22 protein-coding genes are annotated in these 21,625 nt (G+C 61.1%); 10 read left to right on the top strand and 12 right to left on the bottom strand.

What is annotated here, in order from left to right; translation table 11 throughout:
* Positions 1-810 (bottom strand): ABC transporter substrate-binding protein, encoded by an 810-nt coding sequence (locus tag DR88_RS21015; protein WP_002890106.1) that lies wholly within the window; start codon positions 808-810, stop codon positions 1-3.
* A 334-nt stretch (positions 811-1,144) separates the two neighbouring features.
* Here DR88_RS21015 and DR88_RS29665 point away from each other — a divergent pair, with 334 nt between their 5' ends.
* Positions 1,145-1,315 (top strand): hypothetical protein, encoded by a 171-nt coding sequence (locus DR88_RS29665; protein ID WP_002890108.1) that lies wholly within the window; start codon positions 1,145-1,147, stop codon positions 1,313-1,315.
* A 116-nt stretch (positions 1,316-1,431) separates the two neighbouring features.
* Here DR88_RS29665 and DR88_RS21005 read toward each other — a convergent pair whose 3' ends face one another.
* Genes DR88_RS21005 through DR88_RS20985 form a run of 5 tightly spaced genes read right to left on the bottom strand, consistent with a single transcriptional unit; the run spans position 1,432 to position 5,963 of the window.
* Positions 1,432-2,127 carry an ABC transporter ATP-binding protein gene (locus DR88_RS21005; protein ID WP_002890126.1) on the bottom strand — a complete coding sequence of 232 codons (696 nt, stop codon included), beginning with the start codon at positions 2,125-2,127 and terminating at the stop codon, positions 1,432-1,434.
* Entirely contained in the window at positions 2,120-2,902 is a 783-nt protein-coding gene (locus DR88_RS21000) for an ABC transporter ATP-binding protein (RefSeq protein WP_025861892.1), read from the bottom strand. Before DR88_RS21000 ends, DR88_RS21005 begins: the two co-directional genes overlap by 8 nt.
* Positions 2,889-3,938, bottom strand: coding sequence for a branched-chain amino acid ABC transporter permease (locus DR88_RS20995; RefSeq protein ID WP_004144594.1), 1,050 nt, complete (start codon positions 3,936-3,938; stop codon positions 2,889-2,891). The genes DR88_RS21000 and DR88_RS20995 overlap by 14 nt, the downstream gene beginning before the upstream one ends.
* A complete protein-coding gene (locus tag DR88_RS20990) occupies positions 3,938-4,837 on the bottom strand; it encodes a branched-chain amino acid ABC transporter permease (protein WP_025861891.1) in 900 nt (299 codons plus the stop codon). The genes DR88_RS20995 and DR88_RS20990 overlap by 1 nt, the downstream gene beginning before the upstream one ends.
* Positions 4,838-4,856: 19 nt before the next feature.
* Complete coding sequence (locus tag DR88_RS20985; protein ID WP_004147267.1) at positions 4,857-5,963, bottom strand: ABC transporter substrate-binding protein; 1,107 nt, start codon at positions 5,961-5,963, stop codon at positions 4,857-4,859.
* On the opposite strand from DR88_RS20985, the gene DR88_RS30345 reads away from it, so the two are divergent.
* Positions 5,956-6,099: a hypothetical protein gene (locus DR88_RS30345; protein WP_004144596.1), complete on the top strand. Its 144-nt coding sequence runs from the start codon at positions 5,956-5,958 to the stop codon at positions 6,097-6,099. The two genes, DR88_RS20985 and DR88_RS30345, sit on opposite strands and share 8 nt — an antisense overlap.
* A 439-nt stretch (positions 6,100-6,538) precedes the next feature.
* Here the strand turns inward: DR88_RS30345 and eutC are convergent, their stop codons facing one another.
* The 3 genes from eutC to eat are packed head-to-tail and all read right to left on the bottom strand — an operon-like array spanning position 6,539 to position 10,089.
* Entirely contained in the window at positions 6,539-7,315 is a 777-nt protein-coding gene (gene eutC, locus DR88_RS20980) for an ethanolamine ammonia-lyase subunit EutC (RefSeq protein ID WP_004147268.1), read from the bottom strand.
* A complete protein-coding gene (locus DR88_RS20975) occupies positions 7,312-8,700 on the bottom strand; it encodes an ethanolamine ammonia-lyase subunit EutB (RefSeq protein ID WP_004147269.1) in 1,389 nt (462 codons plus the stop codon). Before DR88_RS20975 ends, eutC begins: the two co-directional genes overlap by 4 nt.
* A gap of 9 nt (positions 8,701-8,709) precedes the next feature.
* Complete coding sequence (gene eat, locus DR88_RS20970) at positions 8,710-10,089, bottom strand: ethanolamine permease (RefSeq protein WP_025861890.1); 1,380 nt, start codon at positions 10,087-10,089, stop codon at positions 8,710-8,712.
* 62 nt (positions 10,090-10,151) lie between these two features.
* On the opposite strand from eat, the gene DR88_RS30350 reads away from it, so the two are divergent.
* From DR88_RS30350 to tauD, 7 genes are all read left to right on the top strand, one after another.
* Entirely contained in the window at positions 10,152-10,280 is a 129-nt protein-coding gene (locus DR88_RS30350) for a hypothetical protein (RefSeq protein ID WP_004217023.1), read from the top strand.
* Between the two features lie 82 nt (positions 10,281-10,362).
* The gene (gene mmuP / locus DR88_RS20965; RefSeq protein ID WP_004147272.1) at positions 10,363-11,772 is read left to right on the top strand and encodes an S-methylmethionine permease; all 1,410 of its coding nucleotides are present in this window, start codon (positions 10,363-10,365) and stop codon (positions 11,770-11,772) included.
* Entirely contained in the window at positions 11,759-12,691 is a 933-nt protein-coding gene (mmuM, locus tag DR88_RS20960) for a homocysteine S-methyltransferase (RefSeq protein ID WP_004147274.1), read from the top strand. The genes mmuP and mmuM overlap by 14 nt, the downstream gene beginning before the upstream one ends.
* A gap of 239 nt (positions 12,692-12,930) precedes the next feature.
* A complete protein-coding gene (gene tauA, locus DR88_RS20955; protein ID WP_002890192.1) occupies positions 12,931-13,893 on the top strand; it encodes a taurine ABC transporter substrate-binding protein in 963 nt (320 codons plus the stop codon).
* Between the two features lie 11 nt (positions 13,894-13,904).
* The gene (tauB, locus tag DR88_RS20950) at positions 13,905-14,672 is read left to right on the top strand and encodes a taurine ABC transporter ATP-binding subunit (protein ID WP_023282220.1); all 768 of its coding nucleotides are present in this window, start codon (positions 13,905-13,907) and stop codon (positions 14,670-14,672) included.
* Positions 14,669-15,496: a taurine ABC transporter permease TauC gene (gene tauC, locus DR88_RS20945; RefSeq protein ID WP_004215304.1), complete on the top strand. Its 828-nt coding sequence runs from the start codon at positions 14,669-14,671 to the stop codon at positions 15,494-15,496. The genes tauB and tauC overlap by 4 nt, the downstream gene beginning before the upstream one ends.
* Positions 15,493-16,344, top strand: a complete 852-nt coding sequence (gene tauD / locus DR88_RS20940; RefSeq protein WP_004147277.1) for a taurine dioxygenase — start codon at positions 15,493-15,495, stop codon at positions 16,342-16,344. Before tauC ends, tauD begins: the two co-directional genes overlap by 4 nt.
* A 46-nt stretch (positions 16,345-16,390) precedes the next feature.
* Here the strand turns inward: tauD and olsF are convergent, their stop codons facing one another.
* From olsF to ampH, 3 genes are all read right to left on the bottom strand, one after another.
* Entirely contained in the window at positions 16,391-18,109 is a 1,719-nt protein-coding gene (olsF, locus tag DR88_RS20935; protein ID WP_004147278.1) for a bifunctional ornithine lipid synthase OlsF, read from the bottom strand.
* Between the two features lie 452 nt (positions 18,110-18,561).
* Complete coding sequence (hemB, locus tag DR88_RS20930) at positions 18,562-19,536, bottom strand: porphobilinogen synthase (RefSeq protein ID WP_002890201.1); 975 nt, start codon at positions 19,534-19,536, stop codon at positions 18,562-18,564.
* Positions 19,537-19,642: 106 nt separating this feature from the next.
* Entirely contained in the window at positions 19,643-20,803 is a 1,161-nt protein-coding gene (gene ampH, locus DR88_RS20925) for a D-alanyl-D-alanine-carboxypeptidase/endopeptidase AmpH (protein WP_004147279.1), read from the bottom strand.
* Positions 20,804-21,022: 219 nt separating this feature from the next.
* Between ampH and DR88_RS20920 the strand changes: the two genes are divergently transcribed.
* Positions 21,023-21,535: an isochorismatase family protein gene (locus DR88_RS20920; protein WP_073980544.1), complete on the top strand. Its 513-nt coding sequence runs from the start codon at positions 21,023-21,025 to the stop codon at positions 21,533-21,535.
* The last annotated feature ends 90 nt before the right edge of the window (positions 21,536-21,625 follow it).

Here is a 21,625-nt window from a genome sequence, read left to right on the forward strand (position 1 = left end):
TTATTTCGCTTCTATGGTAAAGGCGCGCGGCTGCGGCGTTTTGGTGGCAGGGCCAAACCAGACATCGTAAATTTTCGCGGCTTCGCCGGTTTTCTCCAGTTTCACCAGCTCATCGTTGACGGCTTTCAGCAGGGCCGGTTCGCCTTTCTTCACGCCCACGCCAATCTCTTCTTTGCTGAGCAGGTCGGGCAGAATTTTAAACTTGGCTTTATCCGGCGCTTCCGCCAGCAGACCGGCGAGGATGGTGCTGTCCTGGGTGATGGCCTGGACGTTGCCGTTGCGCAGGGCGGTCAGGGCCAGCGGAATATCGTCATAGGAGAGGACGCGAGCCTGCGGGAAACGCTGGTGCAGGGCCTGTTCGCCGGTGGTGCCTTTCACCGCGCCGATGCGCGCTTTGCTGTACTCATCGAGCTTATCCGGAGAGCCGGCCGGCACGAGGAACTGCTGGCCGGTGACGAAATACGGCGTTGAGAAATCAATAACCTGGGCCCGCTCCGGGGTGATGGTAATGTCGGCGACGATCAGGTCGGCTTTGCCGGACTGCAGCAGCGGAATACGGTTGGCTGGGTTGGTGGCCACCAGCTCGAGTTTGACGCCGAGCGCTTTCGCCAGCGCCTGGGCAAAGTCAACGTCGTAGCCGACGATATGGTGGGTTTTGGCGTCCACGGAGCCGAACGGCGGGTTGGCGTCGAAGGTGGCGACTTTTACGACGCCGGCGGCTTTGATGTCAGCCAGCTGGTCCGCCTGTGCCTGCGAGGCGAGCAGCAGCATACCCAGCGCCAGTGCGATTTTTGTGGTTTTATTGCGCATAGTTTTTCCCCTGAATCCCTGTTTTGTTTTGTGGACATCACGCTCCCACAAATTGCCCGTCGGCGGCAAAGAAGAAAAAATTCTTATCTATAACCAAAAAGAACTTAACAAACCTATGGGTATTCTTTATGCGCCGCTGGCGTTTTACCAGGACGGCAACGACTGCCGGGCGGTCCCCTCTCCCTCAGGGAGAGGGCCAGGGAGAGAGTGATAGGACCGGGGGTAATATGCGCCAGCCAGGATTGCAAATTCGGAATTAATATTTCCCGCGCCCGGCCAACTGTGGTTGAAATAGACCCAGGCGATTCGCTTCCCGACAGAGGAGAAAACGAAAGTGGCATTGTGGCAACGGTTAACGGGCTGGCTGGCTTTTTTGTCCAACGGTGAAGCCGGACAGCAGGATACCCAGCGCGTCATGGAGGCGATCCTGCCGGTAGCCAGCCTCTACGGCGTGGACATTGGCAACGTGGAAACCCGGTGGTTCCGTCATGATAAGACATACTGAGCGACGCAGGACGCGAGAAGCCTACTGGAACGAGGTGTGCTTTGTGTAGCAAGAGACTGCCTGAGGTTGCGGCCTCGCAGGAGGCGCCGCCGCAGCCCAGGCAGTTTTGACCATGTCTATCCCCCCAGATACATCCGCTTAATTTCCGGATTAGTCAGCATCTCCCGCGCCGCGCCTGACAAGGTGATCCGGCCATTCTCCAGGACATACGCCCGATCGGCGATCGCCAGCGCGGCCGTCGCATTCTGCTCCACCAGCAGCACCGTCATATTCTCTTCGCGCAGTTGCTTAATGATGCCGAACAGCTCGCCGACAATTTTCGGCGCCAGCCCGAGGCTCGGTTCATCCAGCATCAATAACACCGGCTCGCTCATCAGCGCCCGGGCGATGGCCAGCATCTGCTGCTCGCCGCCGCTCATGGTGCCCGCCATCTGATGGCGCCGCTCCTTGAGCCGCGGAAAGAGGGCGTACATGCGATCGCGCAGGCGGGCGTAGCCGGCGAGATTATTGTAAGCGCCCATGCGCAGGTTCTCTTCGATGGTCAGGTTGGTAAAGACGCGCCGTCCCTCCGGCACCAGCGCCAGCCCGCGACGCACGATCTGGTGGGTCTGGCTGCGTGAGATATCGTCGTTGAGGAAGCTGACGCGCCCACTGGAGCGCACCAGGTTGACGATCCCGTTCAGGGTAGAGGTTTTACCGGCGCCATTGCTGCCGATCAGGGTGACGATTTCCCGGTCATAGACGTCGATATCGACGCCCTTCAGACCCTGGATCACGCCGTAAAAGACCTTCAGTTCCCGGGCGTTAAGCATAATTGGCTTCTCCCAGATAAGCGGAAATGACGTCCGGATGCTGGATCGCCTCGGCCATCAGGCCGCTGAACAGCGGCTTACCGTACTCCAGAACCATCACCCGCTCGCACAGGCGGTTGACGAAGGGCATATCGTGCTCGATTAACAGGACGCTGAGCTGATAGTCATGGCGCATGCGGAAGATCAGCTCCGCCAGATCCTCGGTCTCCTTCGGGTTCATCCCGGCGGCCGGCTCATCGAGCAGGAGCAGCTTCGGCGCGGTGGCCAGCGCGCGGGCGATCTCCACTTTGCGCTGGTTGCCATAGCTTAGGTTTGTGGCCTGCATATGGGCGAAGTGGGCGATGCCGATATCCTCCAGGATGGCCATCGCTTTGGCTTTCGCCGCCCGCTCGGCCGGAAAGTAGCGACCAATATGCAGGGCCGCCTCCAGCAGCGAGTAGCGGCTGGCGCGGTCGAGCCCGACCATCACGTTCTCCAGCACCGTCATGGAGTTAAACAGGCGGATATTCTGGAAGGTGCGGGCGATCCCGGCGTTCACCACCTGGTTGGGCTTCAGCCCCTTCAGCGACGTGCCCGCCAGGGTGACGCTGCCGCTGGTGGGTTTATAGTTGGCGGTAATGACGTTAAACAGGGTTGTTTTGCCCGCGCCGTTAGGGCCGATAAGGCCAAAGATCTCCGCCTTGTCAACATGGAAGCTGACGTTGTCGATGGCCCGCAGGCCGCCGAACTGCATGGTGACGTCCTGCACCTGCAGGATAACTTTATTTTCCGCCATAGCCGCCGCTCCTTCTTCCGGTCTGCCAAATCTCTTTTTTCCCCAACAGCCCCTCGCGGGCGAAGAGCATGATGATCAGCAACAGCAGGGAGAAGACCACCATTCGCAGGCCCGGGTACGCGCCGAGATCGTGACCGAAGAACTGCAGCGGCTGATCGAGGAAGCGCAGCCACTCGCCGCTGCCGACCACCAGCACGGTGCCGAGCAGGGCGCCGGTGGTGCTGCCGAGCCCGCCGAGGACGATAATAATCAGCAGCTGGAAGGTGAGCATAAAGTCGAACAGCCCCGGGGAAATGGTGGTCAGCAGGGAAGCCAGCAGACCGCCGCCGATCCCTTCGAAGAAGGCGCTGGTGGCGAAGGCGCAGGTTTTAATGCGGAAGGTGTTGACCCCCATGGCGATCGCCGCATCTTCATCGTCGCGAATAGCTTTCATCATCCGGCCATACTTCGACCACACCAGCTGGAGGATCATGCCGGTGGCCAGCAGGGCGAACAGCCCGCACCAGAACAGGAGATGCGGCTGCTGCGGAATATCGTTCAGCCCGATGGCGCCGTTGGTGATTTGCGGGTTGTTAATGGCGAGGATCTTGATGATAAACCCAAAGCCGAGGGTGACAATGGCCAGGTAGTCGCCACGTACCCGGAAGACCGGCACGGCGAGGCACACCGCCAGCGCCGCCGCGCACAGGCCGCTTATCAGCAGGGCGGGGAGGAAGCCCGCGTGCAGGCTGAGGATCCACGGGCTGGGGGCGGCCATTTCAAACATGTCTACCTTGCTGTCGCTGGAGAGGATCAGCAGGGCGGTCACGTAGGCGCCCACCGCCACGAAGCCGTTCGGCTCCAGCGACAGCTGGCCGGTCACGCCGTTGATCAGGTTGTAGCTGACCGCGAGGATCATAAAGATAAAAATGGTGCTGATGACACGAACAATGTAGTCATTGAAAACCACGTTGATTCCGGCCAGCAGCGCGATACAGATGACAATAATGACCAGGTTGCGCAGCTGCGCCCCGGCGGTCGTCGTCGCGTTGAGCATCAGAAACGGCTCCTTTCCAGACGTTCGTCGCCCATAATGCCGACCGGGCGGAACAAGAGGACCAGAATCAAGAACAGGAAGGCGAAAGCGTCTTTATAGCCGCCCAGTTCGGGGAAGAGCGCCACGGCGACCACCTCGGTAAAACCGAGGATAAAGCCGCCCAGCACCGCGCCGGTGACGCTGCCAATCCCGCCCAGCACGGCGGCGGCGAAGGCCTTCAGGCCGATAAGCACGCCCATCAGGGGATCGATCGTCGGGTAGCTGATGGAGTAGAACACGCCGCCGAGCGCCGCGAGACTACTGCCGAGGGCGAAGACCAGGGAGATGATCCGGTTGGCGTCAATGCCCATCAGGCGCACGGTGTTGACGTCAAAGGCCACCGCGCGGATCGCCATCCCATAGCGGGTGCGGTACAGCAGCCAGAGGATCGCCAGCAGCAGCAGGACGGTGATCAGCGGCACAATCCACGCCACGTTGGTAATGATGACGCTGCCGAAGGCCCGGGTCTGGTTGAAAAAGTCAGGGGCGGAGAAGAAGCGCGAGCTGCCGCCAAACAGTACGTTAAACAGGTTTTCGAGAAAAAAGCTGACGCCGATGGCAGTGATCAGCATGGAGATTTTCGAGGCCTGACGCAGCGGACGATAGGCGACCCGGTCAATCAGCATACCAAACAGGCCGCACAGCCCGAGGGTCAGGAAAACGGCTACCCCGAAGGGTAGCCCAACCGAAGAAAATAAAAACAGCGTACTAAACGCGCCGACCATCATCACGTCCGCATGGGCGAAGTTGATCAGCCGCAGCACGCCATAAACCATCGTATAACCGATGGCAATCAGGGCGTACATGCCCCCAAGACTCATTCCATTGACCACTTGCTGGAGAAAAATGGCGCCGTCCATTTTGTAGCCTCGTCACAACTTAAGGGTTAACCACGGTACGAAACGCCAGCTTGCCATCTTTCACTTCGTTGATGACCGCGCTGCGAATGGCGTCGCCGTTCTGTAACGTCAGCGTGCCGGTCACCCCCTGGAAATCTTTGGTGGCGCGGATTTTTTCATTTACGCAGACCCGATCGTGGGGATCGCTGCACTGGTTCATGGCGTTGACGATGACGTTATAGGCGTCCGCCGCCATTGCGCCCCAGGTATGGGTCGGCTGCTGGTATTTGGCTTCCCAGGCTTTGATGAAGGTTTCCCCCGCCGGGGTCTGCTCTTTGGCGTTCGGCGAGTAATAATCGGTGGTCATATAGCCGTTGACCGCGTCTTTACCGACATCGAAGAAGACCTGATCCGCGGCCAGACCGTCGCCGCCCACCACCGGTTTGTTGAGCCCCAGCTGTTTAGACTGCACGGCAATCAGCGCCCCTTCGGTGTAGTAGATCGGCATGTAAATCATGTCGACATTCTTCGCCTTGACGCTCGCCAGCTGGGCTTTAAAGTCCTTGCTGCCGCCCGGGGCCTGGACCTCGATGGGAATGGTGCCGCCGTTTTTCAGGAACTGGGTGCGGAACGCTTTCGCCAGGCCGACGGAGTAGTCGTTGCTGCTGTCAAACACGATGGCGGCGGTTTTGGCTTTCAGATCGCGGGAGGCCAGATTGGCCCCGACCACCCCCTGGAAGCTGTCCGAGAAGCAGACCCGGCTGACGTAGGGATGGTTGCGGGTGACGCGGTCGTTGGTGGCGGTGGAGGAGACCAGCGGCGTTTTGCTGTCGTCGGCGATTTTGGTCATCGCCAGGGTGTTGGAGGAGGTGACTTCCCCGATCACGGCATCCACTTTATCGCTGGAGACCAGGCGCTGCATGGCGTTGGCCGCTTCGACTTTGTCGCTTTTATCATCGATAACGATAAGCTTGATGGTATCGCCATTTTTTAACGTCGGGGTAATGGCCTGAATAATGTCCAGCCCTTTCTGCGACGGCTGGCCATAGCCGCTGAGGGCGCCGCTCAGGGGTAATACCACCCCGATTTTAATTTCCGCTGCCTGCGCGCTGCTGGCGCCGACCAGCGCGGCAACCAGCGTGGCCATTAAAGACGCTTTCCCGGAAAACGATTTCATTGGTATTTCTCCGTCGGTCGATTATTTATCTTTAACCATCAATGACTGCATAACATTGAGGAATAATGCGCCAGCGTATCCGGCGAATTATTGGCTGTTATGTTGAATAGATAACGAGATATATACCCTAATTAATTCGAGTCGCATGAAGGCGGCAAGTAAGCGAGTCCCCAGACGCTTACAGAAGTAAGTGACTGGGGAGAGAACGCAGCCAACGCACATGCAACTTGAAGTATGACGGGTATTTTTAATGCGCTGATTTACCTTACAACGTCCGTTTCGTTTTTACTCATGCAATATTCTTATTACCTGCAGGGAAGGGCATAAGGCTGGCGACAACACGGTTTTTGGTACGGTGAAAGCATTTTGCCGGGGGGCGACTGGCGCCTTACCCGGCCTGAAAAATACGCCATATAAACCGCTGGCACGGCTTCCGTAGACCCGTACCAGCGAAGCGCCGCCGGGCAATTTCAGCGCGCGGCGGAATATAAAAGTCAGGTGCACAAGATAATATTAAAAATCTATTCTGCTGCTCGCGTGACTTATTATTTTAAAGGGGGCAACGGTTTTATTTTACCATGCAGCGCCGGATTATCGCTTTCATCTTTCAGACCCACCCCGGTAAGCCGGCGCAAAAAAGCCTGCTCCAGCAGCCAGGCCAGTTTAAAGGCGGCGGCGTCATGGCTTAATCCCTCCGGCCGAATATTGGAGATACAGTTGCGCTCAGACTCCAGGCGCTGACGATGAGGCTGCCAGGTGAGGTAGACGCCGAGGCTGTCCGGCGAGGAGAGACCCGGTCGTTCGCCAATCAGGATCGCCACCGCGCGGGCTTTCAGGGTTTCGCCAATATCATCCCCCAGCGCCACCCGCGACTGATGCGCCAGCACCACCGGCGCCAGGCCGATACCCAGCGTCCGCAGATAGGGCAGCAGGGCGCGGATCAACGGCACCGCCTGGCGCTCTACCGCCCAGGAAGAGAGGCCGTCGCCGATCACCAGCAGCAGGTCGGCGGGGCGGACGCCGCTGGCGGCGAGGTCGGCGCGACTCTCATCGGCGAGCTGCCGCCCGAGATCCGGGCGCCGCAGATAGGTATGACGGTCCGGCGCGGCGCTGTGCACCGTCAGGGCCTCGAGGCCGAGCGCCGCCAGCGGCGCCACCAATTGTTGGCTGGCGAACGGCTGATGAATGGCATCCCGCGCTCTGGCATGGGCCAGACCAAAGTTGAGGACTTCGCGGGTCGGCAGACTGGCGCCGCTGCGCCCCAGGGCGATCCGCGCATCGGTAAATTCACGCAGCGGGTTCCAGGCATCGGGACGGTTCATACGGAGGCTCCTTGCGGCAGGACGGACAGCAGCGGATGGCGGGCGTCGGTGAGCCGCAGCGCGCCGTGCGGATCGATAATCTGCATCTTCGCCAGCCAGTCGGCGAACTCCGGGGCATGCTTTAAGCCCAGCAGACGACGGGCGTACAGCGCGTCATGGAACGAGGTGCTCTGGTAATTGAGCATGATATCGTCCGCTCCGGGCACGCCTATCAGGAAGGTGAGCCCGGCGGCGCACAGCAAGGTCAGCAGGGTGTCCATATCATCCTGATCCGCTTCCGCGTGGTTGGTATAGCAGACGTCGCAGCCGATCGGCAGGCCCATCAGCTTGCCGCAGAAATGATCCTCCAGCCCGGCGCGAATAATCTGCTTGCCGTCGTAGAGATACTCCGGACCGATAAAACCGACCACGGTATTGACCAGTAGCGGTTCAAAGTGGCGGGCGACGGCGTAGGCCCGCGCCTCACAGGTTTGCTGATCGACGCCGTGGTGGGCGTTGGCCGACAGGCAGCTTCCCTGGCCGGTCTCAAAATACATCACATTGCTGCCGAGGGTACCGCGCCTGAGGCTGAGGGCCGCCTCGCGGGCCTCCTGCAGCAAGGCAAGATTGATGCCGAAGCCGCTGTTGGCCGCTTCGGTACCGGCCACCGACTGGAACACCAGATCCACCGGCGCGCCGCGCTCAATCAGCTGCAGCGTATTGGTCACATGGGTCAGAATGCAGGACTGGGTAGGGATGGCGAAGCGCTGAATAATATCGTCCAGCATGACGTTCAGCTGCGCCAGCACCGGTAAGCTGTCGCTGGCCGGGTTGATGCCGATCACCGCGTCCCCGGCGCCGTACAGCAGCCCGTCGAGCATACTGGCGGCGATGCCTTTCAGGTCGTCGGTGGGATGGTTGGGCTGCAGGCGTACGCTGAGGTGGCCGGGCAGGCCGATGGTGTTGCGAAAGCGCGTCACCACCTGGCATTTGCTGGCGGCAAGGATCAGATCCTGATTGCGCATCAGCTTACTGACCGCCGCCGCCATCTCCGGGGTGATGGCGCGGGCGACCCGCTGCAGCGTGGCGGTATCGGTAGCATCATCCAGCAGCCAGTCGCGAAAATCGCCGACCGTCAGGTGACGCAGGGCGGCAAAGCCCTGCGCATCATGGGTGTCGAGGATCAGGCGAGTCACTTCGTCCTGCTCGTAAGGGATAAGCGGGTTGTCGAGAATGTCGGTCAGCGGCACCTCGGCGAGGGCCATTTTCGCCGCCATCCGCTCTTCGGCTGAGGTGGCGATAATCCCTGCGAGGGCGTCGCCGGAGCGGGCCGGCGACGCTTTCGCCATCAGCGTTTTCAGACTATCAAAGCGCCATACCTGGCCCGATAGCGTGGTTTTATACATGCCGCCTCCTCAGGAGACCGTGCGCAGTTGAGGATCCACTGGCGCCCGTTCACGGGCCGCTGCGGTTTTGCGGAACCACAGGTAGCCGCCGAGCATCATCGCCGCGAAAATCAGCGCCAACAGCAGGTTATACCAGACCATCGCCACCAGGCAGAGCACCGCCATGCTGAGGGCAAAGGCCGGCGCCAGCGGGTAGAGCGGGGCGCGGAACGGACGAATCAGCTTCGGCTCGCTACGGCGCAGTTTGAACAGCGCCGCCATGGAAGTGATATACATAACAATAGCCCCAAATACCGACATGGTGACGATGCAGGCGGTCAGCGGCATGCCGCTGATGGTGATCAGCGAGTCGGAGAAGATCGCGGCGATCCCCACCACGCCCCCGGCAAGGATCGCCAGATGCGGGGTGCGGGTGCGGCGGTTGAGGGAGGCCAGCCCGGCGGGCAGATAGCCGGCGCGGGCGAGGGAGTAGATCTGCCGCGAGTAGCCCATAATGATGCCGTGGAAGGAGGCGACGAGGCCAAACAGCCCCAGCCACACCAGCATATGCAGCCAGCCGCTGCCGTTGCCCACCACCGTCTTCATCGCCTGGGGCAGCGGATCGTTAATATTGGACAGCGCGCGCCAGTCGCCGACGCCGCCGGCGAAGACCATCACGCCGATCGCCAGCACCGTCAGCGTCAGAATGCCGCCGCCCAGGGCGCGGGGAATGGTGCGCTGCGGATCTTTGGCCTCTTCGGCCGCCATGGAGGCCCCCTCAATGGCGAGGAAGAACCAGATGGCGAACGGAATGGCGGCGAACATCCCCGGCAGCGCCAGGCCGCTGAAGCTGTCCGCGCCCGCCCAGCCGTTAGTGGTGAAGTGGCTCCAGGAGAAGCCGGGGGCGACCACGCCCATGAACACCAGCAGCTCGAAGATGGCCAGCAGAGTGACGATCAGCTCGAAGGTGGCGGCGATGCCGACGCCGAGAATATTGAGCGTCATAAAGATCACGTAGGCGCCGCAGGCGACCCATTTCGGATCCAGCGCCGGAAACTGCACGTTGAGGTAGGCCCCGATGGCCATGGCGATGGCCGGCGGGGCGAAGACGAATTCAATCAGGGTGGCAAAACCAGCGATAAAGCCGCCGGTGGGCCCGAAGGCGCGGTAGGCATAGGCGAAAGGGCCGCCAGCGTGCGGGATGGCGGTGGTCAGCTCGGTAAAGCTGAAAATAAAGGCGCAGTACATGGCGGCGACCGCCAGGGCGACGACCATAAACCCCATCGTGCCCGCCTGCGACCAGCCGTAGCTCCAGCCGAAGTACTCCCCGGATATCACCAGTCCGACGGCGATCCCCCATAAACGAAAACTACCGAGCGTTCTTTTTAAGGTGGTGGTTTGCTCTGTCATACGTATTGCCTCGCCAGATAGAAAGGTGCTGAACGACAGGCTGCAAAGAGAGTGCCAGAACGTTGCCTGCCGCGATAAGGCGTCAGTCCGTGGCGCGCCCGCTGGCGCTGCGCAAAAATGGGGCAGGCTGCACGCTGTCGGCGCGCGCCCTGGTGCAGCGGCTTTGCTTTTTCAGCGGCGGCACGGTATAACACTTCTTCTTTTGGATGTTTAGATGTCTATACGTTTATACGCATCATGACCCGGGCAAGCGGGCTGGCGTGAGAAAATAAAATGCAAAGCACAACACAACAACAAGGTGGGCAGCTGAAGCGCACCATGAAAACGCGCCATCTGATCATGCTGTCGCTCGGCGGCGTGATTGGCACCGGCTTATTCTTTAATACCGGCTATATCATCTCCACCACCGGCGCGGCCGGGACGCTGCTGGCGTATCTGATTGGCGCCCTGGTGGTCTGGCTGGTGATGCAGTGCCTTGGCGAGCTGTCGGTGGCGATGCCAGAGACCGGCGCCTTCCACGTTTACGCGGCGCGCTATCTTGGCCCGGCGACGGGCTATACCGTGGCGTGGCTCTACTGGCTAACGTGGACGGTGGCGCTGGGGTCGAGCTTCACCGCGGCGGGATTCTGCATGCAGTACTGGTTCCCGCAGGTGCCGGTCTGGATCTGGTGCGTGGTGTTCTGCGCAGTGATCTTCGGCCTTAACATCATTTCGACGCGCTTCTTCGCCGAAGGCGAGTTCTGGTTCTCGCTGGTGAAAGTGATCACCATCGTCGCGTTTATTATTCTCGGCGGCGCGGCCATTTTCGGCATCATTCCGATGCAGGATGGCTCGCCGGCGCCGGGCCTGCGCAATATCACCGCCGAAGGCTGGTTCCCGCACGGCGGCCTGCCGATCCTGATGACCATGGTGGCGGTGAACTTCGCCTTCTCCGGGACGGAGCTTATCGGCATTGCCGCCGGAGAGACGGAAAACCCGCATACAGTTATTCCGGTTGCCATCCGCACCACCATCGCCCGGCTGATTATTTTCTTTATCGGCACCGTGTTTGTGCTGGCGGCGCTGATCCCGATGCAGCAGGCGGGAGTGGAGAAAAGCCCCTTCGTGCTGGTGTTTGAGAAGGTGGGCATCCCTTATGCGGCGGACATGTTCAACTTCGTGATCCTGACGGCGATCCTGTCGGCGGCTAACTCCGGCCTGTACGCTTCCGGGCGGATGCTGTGGTCGCTGTCGAACGAGAAGACGCTGCCGGCCTGCTTTGCCAAAGTCAATAAACGGGGCGTGCCGGTGACCGCCCTGTCGGTGAGTATGCTGGGCGGCGTGCTGGCGCTGTTCTCCAGCGTGGTGGCGCCAGATACGGTGTTTGTCGCGCTGTCGGCGATCTCCGGTTTTGCGGTGGTGGCGGTGTGGTTGAGCATCTGCGCCTCGCACTTTATGTTCCGCCGCCGCCATCTGCAGCAGGGTAAGGCGCTGAGCGATCTGCAGTATCGCGCTCCCTGGTATCCGGTGGTGCCCGTTCTGGGCTTTGTGCTGTGCCTGGTGGCCTGCGTGGGCCTCGCTTTTGACCCGAGCCAGAGAATTGCGCTGTGGTGCGGGATCCCCTTTGTGGCCCTGTGCTATGGTGCCTGGTATCTTACTCGTTCACGGAATATGACTCAGGAGCCCCAACATGTCGCAGACTAATCCGTTTACCGCCCTGCTTGACGCCCAGCCTTTCGTGCTGCTGGACGGCGCCATGGCCACCGAGCTGGAGGCCCGCGGCTGCGATCTGGCCGACAGCCTGTGGTCGGCGAAAGTGCTGCTGGAGAACCCGCAGCTGATCCGCGATGTGCATCTTGACTACTTTCGCGCCGGGGCGCAGGTGGCGATCACCGCCAGCTATCAGGCCACTCCGGCGGGCTTTGCCGCGCGCGGGCTGGATGAGGCGCAGTCCCGGGCGCTAATCGGCAAAAGCGTCGAGCTGGCGCGCAAAGCGCGCGAGGCGTACCTCGCCGAGAACCCGCAGGCCGGTACGCTGCTGGTGGCCGGTTCGGTGGGGCCGTATGGCGCGTTTCTCGCCGACGGCTCGGAGTATCGCGGCGATTATCAGCGCAGCGCGGCAGAGTTCCAGGCCTTCCACCGCCCGCGCGTCGAAGCGCTGCTGGATGCCGGCGCCGACCTGCTGGCCTGTGAAACCCTGCCGTCATTCGCTGAGATCCAGGCCCTGGCGGCCCTGCTGCAGGAGTATCCCCGCGCCCGCGCCTGGTACTCCTTCACGCTGCGCGACGCCGAACATCTCAGCGACGGCACGCCGCTGCGCGAGGTGATGGCCGCCCTGGCGGATAACCCGCAGGTGGTGGCGGTGGGGATCAACTGTATCGCCCTGGAAAATACGCCCGCGGCGCTGGCGCATTTGCACAGCCTGACGGCCCTGCCGCTGGTGGTCTATCCTAACTCCGGCGAACATTATGATGCGGTGAGCAAGACCTGGCACCATCATGGCGAAGCCTGCGCCAGCCTGGCTGATTATCTGCCGCAGTGGCTGGCCGCCGGGGCGAAGCTGATCGGCGGCTGCTGCCGCACTACGCCGAAGGACATCGCCGCGCTTAACGCGAAGCGCTAAGTTTTTGCCGGGTGGCGCTGCGCTTACCCGGCCTACATATTGCGCAAAACGGATGCTGGGTAAGGCCTAGCCGCCACCCGGCGCCAACCATCTGCCACTAACTCACCGCACAAAACCAACTATCCTTTCCCGCTTTTGTTCTAAAAACGATTCGCTATTAGCCAGAATTTTTAATTACTTCATCTCCATCCTGATGCCGGAAATACTGCACCTATAACAACTCAGGGGAAGCAGACATTATGGCATTCACATCGCGAATTACTCTTCTGGCGGCGCTGGCTGTTGCCGCCTTCCAGGCGCAGGCGGTCAACGTTACCGTGGCGTATCAAACCTCCGCTGAGCCGGCGAAAGTCGCCCAGGCGGACAACACCTTCGCCAAAACCAGCGGGGCGACCGTCGACTGGCGGAAATTTGACAGCGGCGCCAGCGTGGTACGCGCCCTGGCCTCCGGCGATGTGCAGATCGGTAATATTGGCTCCAGCCCGTTGGCGGTGGCCGCCAGCCAGCAGGTGCCGATTGAAGTGTTCCTGCTTGCCTCAAAGCTCGGCAACTCCGAAGCGCTGGTGGTGAAGAAAAGCATTACCAAACCGGAAGATCTGATCGGCAAGCGCATCGCCGTGCCGTTTATCTCCACCACCCACTACAGCCTGCTGTCGGCGCTCAAACACTGGGGCATCAAGCCGGGCCAGGTACAGATTATTAACCTGCAGCCGCCGGCGATTATCGCCGCCTGGCAGCGCGGGGATATCGATGGCGCTTACGTCTGGGCGCCAGCGGTTAACGAACTGGAAAAAGAGGGCAAGGTGCTGACCGATTCTTCTCAGGTTGGGGAGTGGGGCGCGCCGACCCTTGACGTCTGGGTGGTCCGTAAGGACTTCGCCGAGCAGCATCCGGAGATCGTCAAAGCGTTTGCTAAAAGCGCCATCGACGCCCAGCAGCCCTACATCGCCAACCCGGAGGCATGGCTGAAACAGCCGGACAACATCAGCAAGCTGGCGCGCCTGAGCGGCGTGCCGGAAGCCGATGTCCCCGGGCTAGTGAAGGGCAATACCTATCTCACCGCCGCTGAGCAGGCGCAGGCGCTGAACGGGCCGGTCAATCAGGCCATCGTCGATACCGCGCGCTTCCTGAAAGAGCAGGGCAAAGTGCCTGCGGCGGGAACCGATTATCGTCAGTACGTTACTGACCGCTTTGTGAAGTAAAGGAGGCGGCGATGCTGCAAATCTCGCATCTTTCCGCCGACTACGGCGGTAAACCGGCGCTGGCGGATATCAACCTGACGCTGGAGAGTGGGGAGCTGTTGGTGGTGCTGGGGCCTTCGGGCTGCGGTAAAACTACCCTGCTGAACCTGATTGCCGGATTCGTGCCCTATCAGCACGGCAGCATCACCCTCGAAGGTCAGCAGGTGACCGGGCCGGGCGCAGAGCGCGGGGTGGTCTTCCAGAATGAAGGTCTGCTGCCGTGGCGCAATGTGCAGGATAACGTGGCGCTGGGCCTCCAGTTGGCGGGCGTGGATAAAGCGCAGCGCCGGCAAGCGGCGGCGCAGATGCTGAAGAAGGTGGGGCTCGAAGGGGCGGAAAAGCGCTTTATCTGGCAACTGTCCGGCGGTCAACGCCAGCGGGTGGGCATCGCCCGGGCGCTGGCGGCGAATCCGCAGCTGTTGCTGCTGGATGAGCCCTTCGGCGCGCTTGACGCCTTTACCCGCGAGCAGATGCAGACGCTGCTGCTGAAACTGTGGCATGAGACCGGCAAACAGGTGCTGCTGATCACCCATGATATTGAAGAGGCCATCTTCATGGCGACCGAGCTGGTGCTGCTGTCGCCGGGGCCGGGACGGGTGGTGGAGAGGCTGCCGCTTGATTTCAGCCGTCGCTTTGTCGCGGGCGAATCCTGCCGCAGCATCAAATCCGACCCGCGCTTTATTGAACAGCGGGAATACATTCTGAGCCGGGTGTTTGACCAACGGGAGGCTTTCTCATGAGCGTGGTACTGAACGACAAACCGCGTCAGTCGACGCTGAAGTGGCGCTGGCCGCTCTCCCGCCAGCTCACCCTCAGCGTGGCGACCCTGGCGGTATTGCTGGCCGTCTGGTGGGCGGTCGCGGCGTTGCAGCTGATTAACCCGCTGTTTCTGCCGCCGCCAGGCCAGGTGCTGCAGAAGCTTATCACCATCGCCGGGCCGCAGGGCTTTATGGATGCGACGCTCTGGCAGCACCTGGCGGCGAGCCTGACGCGGATCGTTATCGCCCTGCTGGCGGCAGTGCTTATTGGCGTACCGGTGGGGATCGCCATGGGGCTCAACTCGACGGTGCGCGGGATCCTCGACCCGCTGATCGAACTCTATCGTCCGGTGCCGCCGCTGGCCTACTTACCGCTGATGGTGATCTGGTTTGGCATCGGTGAAACCTCGAAGATCCTGCTGATCTACCTGGCGATTTTCGCGCCGGTAGCCATGTCGGCGCTGGCAGGGGTAAAAAGCGCGCAGCAGGTGCGGATTCGCGCTGCCCGTTCGCTTGGCGCCAGCCGGGCGCAGGTGCTGTGGCTGGTGATCCTGCCCGGCGCGCTGCCGGAGATCCTCACCGGACTGCGCATTGGTCTCGGGGTGGGCTGGTCAACGCTGGTGGCCGCTGAGCTGATCGCCGCCACCCGCGGATTAGGATTTATGGTGCAGTCTGCCGGCGAGTTTCTCGCCACCGATGTGGTGCTGGCGGGGATCGCGGTGATTGCCATTATCGCCTTTTTACTGGAACTGGGTCTGCGCGCGCTGCAGCGGCGCCTGACGCCCTGGCATGGAGAAGTACAATGAGTGAACGTCTGAGCATTACCCCGCTGGGGCCCTATATTGGCGCGCAGGTGAGCGGGGCGGATTTAACCCGTCCGCTGAGCGACAACCAGTTTGAACAGCTGTATCACGCGGTGCTGCGTCATCAGGTGGTATTCCTGCGCGAGCAGAACATCACCCCGGCGCAACAGCGCGATCTGGCGCTGCGTTTTGGCGACCTGCATATCCATCCGGTCTACCCTCACGCCCCAGGGGTGGAGGAGATTATCGTCCTCGATACCCACAACGATAATCCGCCGGATAATGACAACTGGCATACCGATGTCACCTTTATCGACACGCCGCCCGCCGGCGCCATTCTGGCGGCGAAAGAGCTGCCGACGACCGGCGGGGACACCCTGTGGACCAGCGGCATCGCCGCCTGGGAAGCGCTGTCAGAACCCTTCCGGCAGCTGCTGAGCGGCCTGCATGCCGAACACGATTTCCGCAAATCGTTCCAGGAGTATAAGTACAACAAGACCGAAGCCGAGCATCGGCGCTGGCAGGAAGCGGTGGCGAAGCATCCGCCGCTGCTGCACCCGGTGGTGCGTACCCACCCGGTGACCGGCAAGCAGGCGCTGTTCGTTAATGAAGGGTTTACCACGCGAATTGTCGAGGTGAGTGAGAAAGAGAGCGCAGCGCTGCTGAACTTCCTGTTTGCTCATGTCACTAAACCGGAGTTTCAGGTGCGCTGGCGCTGGCAGCCGAACGATGTCGCTATCTGGGATAACCGGGTGACGCAGCATTACGCCAACGCCGACTATCTGCCGCAGCGGCGGATCATGCACCGGGCGACGATCCTCGGCGATAAGCCGTATTACCGGGCGGGGTAAGGCTTGTGGCCGGTTAAGGCATCAGCCGCAAGCCGGGAAAAAGCTTTTATGCCGATTTTTGCGCACCCAGATGTGCGCCAATATAGCGCTGGTAGCGATTGGCCTTCAGGTAGGTGAGATCCACCAGCACCAGACCATCCACGCAGTTATTGAAATCCGGGTCGCTGCCGAAATCGATAAACTGCACGCCGCCCGGCTCGCACACTTCCGAGTACTGCTTATACAGCGGGGGGATCGCGCAGCCGAGATTGCCGAGCAGAGACTTCAGCCGGGCCAGGTCGTCGTTGTAATCCTCCCCGCCAAACTGCGCCAGCACGTCGGGCAGCGACGCCGGATAAGGGCGACGCGACTCCGCCAGCGGATGCGTCGCCGGGAACCACATCCGGTAGAACGCCACCAGCAGATCGCGGGCGGCGGGCGGCAATCCGCCAGAAATCGACACCGGACCAAACAGATAGCGATAGTGCGGATAGCGCGCCAGATAAGCGCCGATGCCGGACCACAGGTAGTCCAGCCCGCGACGCCCCCAGTAGCGCGGCTGGATAAAGCTGCGCCCCAGCTCAATGCCGTGCTGCAGGACATCGTCCATCCGCCCGTCGTAATGGAACAGACTGTAACTGTAGATCCCCTCCAGGCCGCGCTTTGCCAACTGGATGGCCGTCGGCATAAAGCGGTAAGCGCCGACGATCTCGAGGTCTTCTTCATCCCACAGGATCAGATGCAGATAGTCGTCGTCATACCCGTCGATATCCCGCCGTTTGCCGCTGCCTTCCCCGACCGCGCGGAAGGCGATTTCCCGCAGGCGTCCCAGCTCGCGCAGCAGCGGCGCGTCCTCCTGGCCGTTGCGCTGCCAGAGGTAAATCACTTTGCCATCGGCGGTGCGGCCCAGGCATTCGGCCTTGTGCAGTTCGCGTTTGAGCAGCGCCCGGTCTTCCGGACGGGCGATGGCGCTTTCTGTTTTAAACCGCCCCGGCAGCCCTTTGCGCAGCTGTTCAAGGTGCTGATAGCAGCGGCCGGTAAGCTCGCGAGCGCTGGACTGCGCATCGAACCAGCTCGACCAGGGGATCTGCTGGCCGATGCGCACCGGCAGGCTGCTGTTGCGCCGGCGAAACATCTGCTGCATCAGCAGGAGCAGCGGCAGGTTGTCTGATATCAGCGTGCTGGCGTAAAACAGGGCGCTGTTGCGGGCGTTAATCCACGCCGGCAGCAGCGGGGCGCGATATTTTGCCGCCAGCTTAATAAAGCCGGAGTGCCATTTTTTATCGCGGATACCGTGGCGGGTCAGACGGGAGACTTCCCCTGCCGGGAAGAAGATCAGCACCCCGCCGGCCTGCAGCTGCTGGTCCATCTGCTGCAGCGCCGCTTTAGCGGTGCGGCCATGAATATTATCTACCGGGATAAACAGCGAGCTCAGGGGCTCAAGGTGGGTGAGCATGCGGTTGGTGACCACTTTGACATCGCGGCGCACGCGGGATACCGCATACAGGAGCGCCAGGCCGTCGAGGGTGCCGGTGGGGTGGTTGGCGATAATGACCAGCGGGCCATATTCGGGGATTTGTTCGAGATCGTGCGCCGGGATGGCGCAGCGGATATTGAGGTATTCCAGCACCTGTTCGACCGTATCAAGCCCCTTCAGGTGGCGGTGACGGTCGGCAAATTGTTGAAACTCTTCCTCATAAAATAGCTTTTTTAACAGTTTCTTTTGCCAGGGGGCGGGCCTCGCCTGAGGCCACAGGTCATCGAGTACGTTGTCGAGACTAAACATAGTGGCTCCTCCTCCGTCCTGCCCAGACAGTAGAAGGTGGAGATGTCGTTCAGATTACAGTTGGGTGAAGTTTCGGTCGCAGCGGGGGAGACGACGGATAGGGAGCCGTTTTTGCGCCGGGTGGCGGCTGCGCCTGACCCGGCCTACATGCGGATGGGGCTGCGGGCCCGGCAAGTTCGTAGGCCCGCGCAAGCGTCAGCGCCGCCGGGCAATGACAACGGGTAGGGAGACGTTTTTTTGCCGGGTGGCGGCTGCGCCTGACCCGGCTTACATGCGGGATGGGACTGCTGGCCCGGCAATCTCGTAGGCCCGCGCAAGCGTCAGCGCCGCCGGGCAATGGCTACGAGTAGGGAGCCGTTTTTGTGCCGGGTGGCGGCTGCGCCTGACCCGGCCTACATGCGGGATGGGACTGCGGGCCCCGGTAAGCGCAGCGCCACCGGGGAGGGGCGGGTTTAACGGAGGATCTTTTTCTCGGCCAGATCGAGGGCGAAATAGCTGAAGATCAGGTCGGCGCCTGCGCGTTTGATAGCGCCGAGACTTTCCAGAACCACTTTCTCTTCATCGATAGCGCCCGCCTGGGCAGCAAATTTGATCATCGCGTACTCACCGCTGACCTGATAGGCGCCGAGCGGCAGATCGCTGCGTTCGCGGATATCGCGCAGTATATCCAGGTAGGCGCCAGCCGGTTTCACCATCAGGCAGTCGGCGCCCTGGGCTTCATCGAGCAGCGACTCGCGAATGGCCTCCCGGCGATTCATCGGGCTCATCTGATAGGTTTTCCGATCGCCCTTCAGCGCGGTACCGGCCGCTTCGCGGAACGGACCGTAGAAGGAAGAAGCGAACTTGGTCGAGTAGGACATGATCGCCGTATTGGTGAAGCCGGCGGCGTCCAGCGAGCGGCGAATCGCCTGCACCTGACCGTCCATCGCGGCGGAAGGAGCGATGAAATCCGCCCCCGCGGCGGCTGCGACAACGGCCTGTTTGCCGAGGTTTTCCAGGGTCGCGTCGTTATCCACCCCGTGGTCGCATAGTACGCCGCAGTGGCCGTGGGAGGTATATTCGCAGAAGCAGGTATCGGACATGACGATCATCTCCGGCACCGTGGACTTACAAATCCGCGACATACGCGCCACCAGACCATTTTCATTCCAGGTATCGCTGCCGGTGGCATCGGTGTGATGAGAAATACCAAAGGTCATCACCGAGCGGATCCCGGCGTTGGCGATGCGTTCGATCTCGCGCGCCAGATATTTTTCCGGAATGCGCATCACGCCGGGCATGGCCTCGATCGCTTTGTAATCATCAATTTCTTCTTCAACAAAGATCGGCAACACCAGGTCGTTCAAACTCAGTGTTGTCTCTTCAAACAGGGCGCGCAGCGCAGCGGATTGACGCAGGCGGCGGGGGCGAGTGATTAAATCTGTCATGGTTTTCCTGATTTTGTGAAATGAAAGACGATAGTGTAACTGAAATGGCAGCGGGATGTTTCGCCAAAACGATCGTTATGGCGCATCGGCGAAACCTTCCCCGGGCTTACTGGCTGGCCGTCTGCATGTTGGGCTGTGCGCCGCTCAGCTCGCTGACCAGGTCGTTGATGCCATCGCTCATATTGTTGAAGCGGGTCAACGGCGAGCGGGTTACCACCACAAAGGCGCCAACGTTAGCCTGCGGATTCATCGCCATATAGGTGATAAACCCGCCGCCGCCGCCGGTTTTCTGAATAATCCCCGGATGGCCGTTCTTCGGCTTCATATACACCCAGCCGAGGCCCAGCGCGTCGGCGCGGCCCGGCACGTCCATACCAATCACCCGGGTCAGCTGGTTACGCTGATAAATCAGCGTCTGCATCCGGTCGGCCTGCTGGCTGCGGGTATAGAAATCGGATGACAGGAACTGCTGCATCCAGCGCATCATATCCCCCGGCGTCGAGTAGACTCCGCCGCTGCCGATCGCCGCCAGGGTGTTGTTGCACGGGCTGGCGCCTTTTTCCGGGATCATCAGCCGCTGGCACTGATCCGGTGACGGGGTAAAGGTGGTGTCCTTCATCCCCAGCGGCCGGGTGATCTGCTCTTCAAACAGCTGCGGATACGGTTTGCCGGCGGCGGTGGCGAGCGCGTCCGCCAGTAAATCGAAGGCCAGGTTGGAGTAGGCCGCCTGCGAGCCCGGCGCGGTCTTCAGGGTCGCGGTAGAGAGCCAGTTCCAGCGCTGCTGGCGGGTCGGCCAGACAAACACCGGACGATGAGCGGCGCCGCCAGGCTGCTCGCGCGGCAGGGCGCTGGTATGGGTCGCGAGGTTAACCAGGGTGATTGGTTTTCCCTGCCAGTCAGGCACCCGGGCGCCCGGCGGGGCGTATTTGCTCAGCGGATCGTTGAGTTTCACCACCCCCTGGTCGAGCAGCTTCACCAGCATCTCGCTGGTCATCAGTTTGCTGAGGGAGGCGATACGGATCACCGAGTCGAGCTGCGGGTGCTGATTATTCCCCGGGCGGGTTTCGCCAAAGCTGCGAAAAACACGCTGATTGCCATCGATAACCACCAGCGCCATGCCGGTGGCGCCGCTGCCGTAGTAGATATGATTGGCGTAACGATCGACCACATCCGAGGCGAAAACCGGGTCAACGGTAGGCTGTGCGGCCTGCACCGAGGTCCACGACGCCGCGCACAGCGCAGCAAAAATGAGCAAACTACGTTTCAACGGAGATCATCCATTAAATAAATAAAAAAGAAGAGGGTATTTATACTACGAAGTGGCGCAGAACAAAGCGGGATTCACGACATTCCTGCAGGAAAAAGGTAACGGTGCGTAAAAAAGACTTTTTTACGCTTTCGGATACCGGCTTTTTTCGCCGGCGCGTATGATGACCGTTTGGCTGAAGGTTCGTGGGAGAGAACAATGACGGCTCAACGGGTAGTGATGGTCGTGGATATGCAAAACGGCGTGTTCGCCACGCCGCGTCTGGCGCGCGAGCGCTGCGTCGCGCAAATTAATCGTCTGGTGCGCGCGGCGGACAAGGTTATTTTCATTCAGCATGATGAAGCCGGCGGCCTCGAAGCCGGCAGCGAAGGCTTCGCCCTGCTTCCTGAGCTGGAGCAGCCGGCTGGCGCGCTGTATGTCACCAAAACCGCCTGCGATGCCTTCTATCACACCTCGCTGGCGCAGGTGCTGGACGAATACGACATTCAGCAGTTCGTCATCTGCGGCTGCGCCACCGACTACTGCCTCGATACCACCATTAAAAATGGCGCCAGCCGCGGGTACGGTATTGTTATCGCGGAAGATGCCCACACCACCGCCGACCGCCCCGCCGCGCAGGCCGCGACGCTTATCGCCCACTACAATGAGGTGTGGCGTACGCTGACCATTCCTGGCAATCCTTTACAGGTGAAACCCACAGAAACAATTCTGCATGCATGGCAGCAGAACTAAGCTGTTGATATCCGGTCTTATCATTCGTCTGTCCCGCGAGGGCTCATCCACGCGGCGGCCGACGTATGCGTCGTACACAGCAATAGCAGA

Origin of the sequence: Klebsiella pneumoniae (assembly GCF_000742135.1) — a bacterium.
Lineage (GTDB): Bacteria > Pseudomonadota > Gammaproteobacteria > Enterobacterales > Enterobacteriaceae > Klebsiella > Klebsiella pneumoniae.

Coding starts and splice junctions, on each gene's coding strand:
- DR88_RS20990 (WP_025861891.1), bottom strand. CDS start 4,837: ATGGACGGCGCCATTTTTCTCCAGCAAGTGGTCAATGGAATGAGTCTT.
- tauC (WP_004215304.1), top strand. CDS start 14,669: ATGAGCGTGGTACTGAACGACAAACCGCGTCAGTCGACGCTGAAGTGG.
- mmuP (WP_004147272.1), top strand. CDS start 10,363: ATGCAAAGCACAACACAACAACAAGGTGGGCAGCTGAAGCGCACCATG.
- hemB (WP_002890201.1), bottom strand. CDS start 19,536: ATGACAGATTTAATCACTCGCCCCCGCCGCCTGCGTCAATCCGCTGCG.
- DR88_RS20975 (WP_004147269.1), bottom strand. CDS start 8,700: ATGTATAAAACCACGCTATCGGGCCAGGTATGGCGCTTTGATAGTCTG.
- DR88_RS20995 (WP_004144594.1), bottom strand. CDS start 3,938: ATGCTCAACGCGACGACGACCGCCGGGGCGCAGCTGCGCAACCTGGTC.
- eat (WP_025861890.1), bottom strand. CDS start 10,089: ATGACAGAGCAAACCACCACCTTAAAAAGAACGCTCGGTAGTTTTCGT.
- DR88_RS21015 (WP_002890106.1), bottom strand. CDS start 810: ATGCGCAATAAAACCACAAAAATCGCACTGGCGCTGGGTATGCTGCTG.
- eutC (WP_004147268.1), bottom strand. CDS start 7,315: ATGAACCGTCCCGATGCCTGGAACCCGCTGCGTGAATTTACCGATGCG.
- mmuM (WP_004147274.1), top strand. CDS start 11,759: ATGTCGCAGACTAATCCGTTTACCGCCCTGCTTGACGCCCAGCCTTTC.
- olsF (WP_004147278.1), bottom strand. CDS start 18,109: ATGTTTAGTCTCGACAACGTACTCGATGACCTGTGGCCTCAGGCGAGG.
- DR88_RS20985 (WP_004147267.1), bottom strand. CDS start 5,963: ATGGCCACGCTGGTTGCCGCGCTGGTCGGCGCCAGCAGCGCGCAGGCA.
- tauD (WP_004147277.1), top strand. CDS start 15,493: ATGAGTGAACGTCTGAGCATTACCCCGCTGGGGCCCTATATTGGCGCG.
- DR88_RS20920 (WP_073980544.1), top strand. CDS start 21,023: ATGGTCGTGGATATGCAAAACGGCGTGTTCGCCACGCCGCGTCTGGCG.
- DR88_RS21000 (WP_025861892.1), bottom strand. CDS start 2,902: ATGGCGGAAAATAAAGTTATCCTGCAGGTGCAGGACGTCACCATGCAG.
- tauA (WP_002890192.1), top strand. CDS start 12,931: ATGGCATTCACATCGCGAATTACTCTTCTGGCGGCGCTGGCTGTTGCC.
- tauB (WP_023282220.1), top strand. CDS start 13,905: ATGCTGCAAATCTCGCATCTTTCCGCCGACTACGGCGGTAAACCGGCG.
- DR88_RS21005 (WP_002890126.1), bottom strand. CDS start 2,127: ATGCTTAACGCCCGGGAACTGAAGGTCTTTTACGGCGTGATCCAGGGT.